Source organism: Candidatus Eisenbacteria bacterium, from assembly GCA_035712145.1.
Taxonomy (GTDB): Bacteria; Eisenbacteria; RBG-16-71-46; order RBG-16-71-46; family RBG-16-71-46; genus DASTBI01.
Window position 1 is genome coordinate 1 of sequence record DASTBI010000243.1, and the last position, 5,011, is coordinate 5,011.

The following is a 5,011-nucleotide window of genomic DNA, read 5'->3' on the forward strand; positions in this document are numbered from 1 at the left end:
CGGGGTGGGGGCTCAACGTCCAGCGCTTCCTCGATCCGATCTCCGGCTGGGGTTTGTGGGGTCTGGCGGCGCTCGCGCTGGTTCCTGCTGTCGCGAGGCGCGGCGTTCCTGCGCTCGAGAAGGCCGGCGACCGGCTCGCGCATTCGCGCCGAGCGTATGCGGTGGTGTGGCTGCTCGGCACGGCACTGGTTTGGCTGATGCCGGATCGGGTGTGGTTCGTGGGCGACTTCCTGATCCGGATGGGAAACGTGGAGTCGGGATCCCTGCGGACCAGCTACGTCCATGCGCTTCCGCTGGACCTCTGGCTCCACGGCCCGTTGCTGGCATGGGGTCGCGGCTCCGCGGAGTCCGCGACCCTCGCGCTTCGCGTCCTGGGCGCCATCGAAGCCGGGCTCCTCGCCGTCCTCTCCGTCGCCTTCGCGCGGGCGCTGCGGCTGTCCGGAGTCTTCGCCGCGCTCGCGGCGGGCATCGTGTTCTTCGGCGGATACCTCACGATGTTCACCGGGCTCGGCAAGCCGGCCAGCGAGCTGTGCCTGGCCACGGTGGCTTTGTCGACGTTCGGAATCCGGGCCATCGAGAAACGCTCGAGCCTGCTGCCTTGCGGCCTGGTGATGGCCGCGGCGCTGCTGCTCCATCGCTCGAGCGTGATGTTGATTCCGGTGTGGCTGTTGGTCGTCGCATGGTCCGGTGCGTGGCGCCGGCCCGCCAGCGTCGTGGGGATCGTGGTCGCGCTGAGCGCCGGGATCTTCGCGATCCCCAGGATTCTCGCGATCGCCGCCGGCTACGACCTCACGCATCACCGGGCGGGGCTGTCGTTACCGCGCTTTCTCGACCTCATGAACCTCGTGATCGCGCTTTCGCCGCTGGCCATCGCGATCCCGCTGCTGCTCGTGGTTCGCGGTGGCGGAACGTGGACCAGGAGGGACGGGCGGGTCCTCCTCGTCTCAGCGCTCTCGTTCATGCCGGCCTTGCTGCTGATCGCGCCGCAGCAGGGAGTCTTTCGCGACTGGGACGTGTTCGCGCCGGCCGCTACAGCGCTCTCGATGCTCGTCGCCTGGCTGGTCGTCGAGACCGTGGTCGCGGCGCCGAGCCGCACCTGGCTCGCGGTGTCCGCGTTGGCGCTGGTCACGATGTCTGCGGTTCAGTGGCTGGCCATCAACCGCAATGAGCAGCGCGGTCTCGCGCGCGTGCGCTCGTATCTCCTCGGGCCTCCCGGACCGTCGCCTGCCGAGCGCGCGCTCGGGTGGGACTTCCTGACTTCGCGCAACATACGGCTCCAGAACTGGACCGAAGCCGCGGATGCCGCCGCGCATGCCGCCGCCGATGCGCCGCATCGCCGCGTGCTCCTCACCTGGGCGCTCGCGGCGACCATGGGCGACGACGACCGCACCGCCGCGCAGGTCTACCGCCAGCTGCTCGATCGGGAGCCGGAAGATCCGCTCGGCTGGCTCGGCCTCGCCGGGGCGGCATGGAGATTGGGCGATCGTGCGGAGCTGGAGCGGGCCGTCGCGAAGCTGCGCACGTACTCTCCCGGCGGACCCGAGATGGCGACGATACGCCGCCACCTCACCTACTACCCGAAGGTCTGGTCCGCTCCAGACACGGTGAACGGCTGGTCGCCGCGCTGAGAGCGCGACCTCAGCGCTTCCGCGGCACCAGCGCGATCGCTCGCACCGGTCCGCCCGAGCCGCCTTCGATCTTGGTGGGCAGCGCGAACACCGTGGCGCCGGTCGGCGGCAGCGCGGACAGGCCGCGCAGGTTCTCGAGGCCCGCGACGTTTCGCGCCGCGGCGATGCGGTGGACGATGAAGTCCTTCGACTGTCCGTAGTCGATCGAAGGCGTGTCGAGACCGATCGCGCCCACGCCGCGCTCCTCGACCAACCGTCGCGCCGCTTCCGCGCCGTAGCTCGGGAAGTGGAGCTTGGAGGCGTCGTTCGGCGTGTCGTCGCCGAAGTACGCTTTCCGATCCGGCCAGCGCTTCTCCCATCCCGTGCGCAGCAGAACGATCGCGCCGGCGGGGATCCGGCCGTGCTGCTTCTCGAAGCGCTGGATGTCGGCGACGGTCAGGCGGTAATCCGGGTCTTTGGCCGCGGCGTCGGAGACATCGATGACCACGGCCGGCGCCACCAGCCGGTCGAGCGGAATCTTCTCCATGGTCACGCCCGCCGAGTCGAAATGGATCGGCGCATCGAGATGCGTGCCGCCGTGCTCCGGAGTGCAGAAGGAATTCGCCGCGTAGAACCAGCCACCGGGAACGACCCCGTGGGACAGCCGGTCGAGCTTGAAGCCCGACGGCGAGGTTGGCCAGAACAGCGTCTTCTCGTTGAGCGGATGCGTGAGATCGACGATCTCGTAGCCGCGAAGATCGAGCGGCTGAGCCGCGGCGGGCCGGACCGGCGTGGCGAGCAGCGCCACGCCGATCATGGCCATCCCGAGTCGCGACATGGGCTCCTTACGGACCCGGCGCGGAAGAGGCGCTCTTGGGATCCGCCTTCGCCTTGTCCCAGTCTCCGGCCTGGATGTACGAGATCTTGGCCGGGTCCACGTGGGCCTTCATCGCCTTGAGGATCTGATCGGGCGTCAGCGCCTCGATCCTCTTCTCGAGCGTTTCGTCCCACGACAGCGTTCGCCCCTCGTACTCACGAATCACGAGCGCCTGGGCCAGCTCGCGATCGAGAGACCGCGAGAGCTCGCGTCTCTGGAGCAGGCCTTTCTTCGCCTCGGCGATCTCTTCGGGAGTGAAGCCCTTGTCGAGGACCTTGGTGATCTCTTCGATATAGCCGGTCGTGAACTTCTCGCGGTTCTGCGGCGCGTAGATGCCTTGGGAGCTGAACTGGGCGTCCTGGTCGAAGGCGCTGGCGCTGTAGCTCGAGCCCACGCCGTAGCAGATACCGTCCTTCTGACGCAGTCGCATTGCGAGCCGAGAGTTGAGCCCGCTGGCGCCGGTCATGTAATTCCCGAGCACCATCCCCGGATAATCGGCGTGGTCGTCCCGCATGGCGATGCGAAGTCCCCCCGCGAACGTCGCGCTCTCCTTGTCGGGCGCCGCGATGGCGTCGCGAAGCGGCGGCCGGTCCTCGGACTTGGTGGCCAGGCGCGCGAACGGCTTCTTGTTGGTCCAGCCACCGAACAGCTCCTGCACCAGCTTCTTCACCTCGGCCGCATCGCAATCGCCGACCACGGCGATCTGCGCCGACGAGGCGCCGTAGAACTCCTGATGGAACGCCCGCACGTCGGCGAGCTTGGCGGCCTTGTACAGGGGAATGCGCTCGTCGGGGCTGAGCGCCGCACGAGGATCGGTGGCGGGGTAGGGATAGAGGTGCTTGCGCAGCGCGGTGAACGCCTTCTGCCCCGGATCGCTCTTCGCGTTCTCGAACGACGTGATGTTCTCCTGGCGCAGCTGCTCGAGCTCGGTCTCGGGGAACGCCGGCTGGCGCAGGACCTCGGCGGCGAGCCGCAGCGCGTCGGCCAGGTTCTCACGCGTGGTCTCGAGCGTGACGCTCGCCGCCGTGGGTCCGCCGGACACCGAGAGCTGCGCCTTCAGACGGTCGGCTTCGTCACGGATCTGCTGCCGGCTGCGCTTGGTGGTCCCCCGCATCAGCATGCTGGCCGCCAGCTCTCCCGCGACGGCCTTGCCTTGCAGCGAGGCTTCGTCGCCGAAGCGGAAGACCATGCTGACGTTCGCCAGCGCGCCGCGGGTCTTCTTGGGCACCACCACCAGGCTGATCCCCGGCTCGATCTTCGAGCGCACCACGCGCGACTCGATCGCCGCCGGCTTGGGATCGAACGCCTCGCCCGCCGCGAGCGCTTCGCGTCCCTTGTAATCCTGGACCAGCGCCATCACGTCGGGACTTGCGGGAATGGGCGCGCGCTGGGTCGCCTTGGTCGGCAGGTAGGTGCCCAGCGTGCGGTTCTCCGGCTTGAGGTACGTCTGCGCTGCGCGGTGGACGTCCTCGGGCGTGACCTTCTCGAGGCGATCGCGGTGGATGAACATCAAACGCCAGTCCCCCGCCGCGGCCCATTCGGAGAGCTGGAGCGCCGCGCGCTCCGAGTTCCGCATGACGGTCTCCCAGTCCTTGAGACGGCTGTCGCGCGCCCGCTTCACCTCGTCGGCGGTGGGAGGCTGCGCCGCCGCATCCTGCAGGACCTTGAGCATCGTGGCGCGCGCCTCGTCGACCGACTGCTCGGTGCGCAGCTCGGCATTCGCCACGAGCACGCCGGGATCGTGGAAGCGGAACGCAAAGCTTCCCACGGAGGACGCCTTCTTGGCCTCGACCAGCGCCTTGTGAAGCCGGCCCGAAGGCGAGTCGCCAAGGATGAACGAAAGCAGGTCCACGGCCGGGAAGTCGGGATGCGAGCCGGCGGGGACGTGGTAGAGCGCCGCGACGACCTGAGTGTCGCCCACGCGTCGCAGCGTGACCGAGCGCTCGCCGTCCTGCGCCGGCTCGACGGTCCAGGTCGAAGGCAGCGTGCGCTTCGGCCGCGGGATGGCGCCGAACAGGGTCGCGATCTTGCCCAGCGTGCGGGCCTCGTCGAACTTGCCGGCCACCACCAGGATGGCGTTGTCGGGCTGGTACCAGGTGCGATAGAAGGCCTGCAGATTCTCGATCGGCACCCGCTCGATGTCTTCGCGCGAGCCGATGGTCGACTTGCCGTAGTTGTGCCACAGGTAGGCGGTGGACATCATGCGCTCGAGCAGCACGCGCTGCGGTGAGTTCTCGCCGATCTCGAACTCGTTGCGCACCACGCTGAACTCGGTCTCGAGGTCCTTCTTGGCGATGAACGAGTTCACCATGCGATCCGCTTCGAGATCGAGAGCCCAGTCGAGGTTCTCCTCGGTGGCGGCAAAGGTCTCGAAGTAATTGGTGCGATCGACCCAGGTCGTGCCGTTGGGCCGCGTGCCGTGAGCAGCCAGCTCCTGCGTGATGTTCGTGTGCTTCTTGCTGCCCTTGAACACCATGTGCTCGAGCAGATGCGCCATGCCGGTCTCGCCGTAGCCTTCATGGCGCGA

3 protein-coding genes are annotated in these 5,011 nt (G+C 68.3%); 1 reads left to right on the top strand and 2 read right to left on the bottom strand.

Annotated features, from left to right (window positions below):
• Positions 1-1,628 (top strand): hypothetical protein (locus VFQ05_17010; GenBank protein HET9328470.1); only part of this gene is annotated, 1,628 nt, incomplete at its 5' end.
• A 10-nt stretch (positions 1,629-1,638) separates the two neighbouring features.
• On the opposite strand, the gene VFQ05_17015 is transcribed toward VFQ05_17010, so the two are convergent.
• Complete coding sequence (locus VFQ05_17015) at positions 1,639-2,445, bottom strand: cyclase family protein (protein HET9328471.1); 807 nt, start codon at positions 2,443-2,445, stop codon at positions 1,639-1,641.
• Between the two features lie 7 nt (positions 2,446-2,452).
• Positions 2,453-5,011 (bottom strand): pitrilysin family protein (locus VFQ05_17020; protein ID HET9328472.1); only part of this gene is annotated, 2,559 nt, incomplete at its 5' end.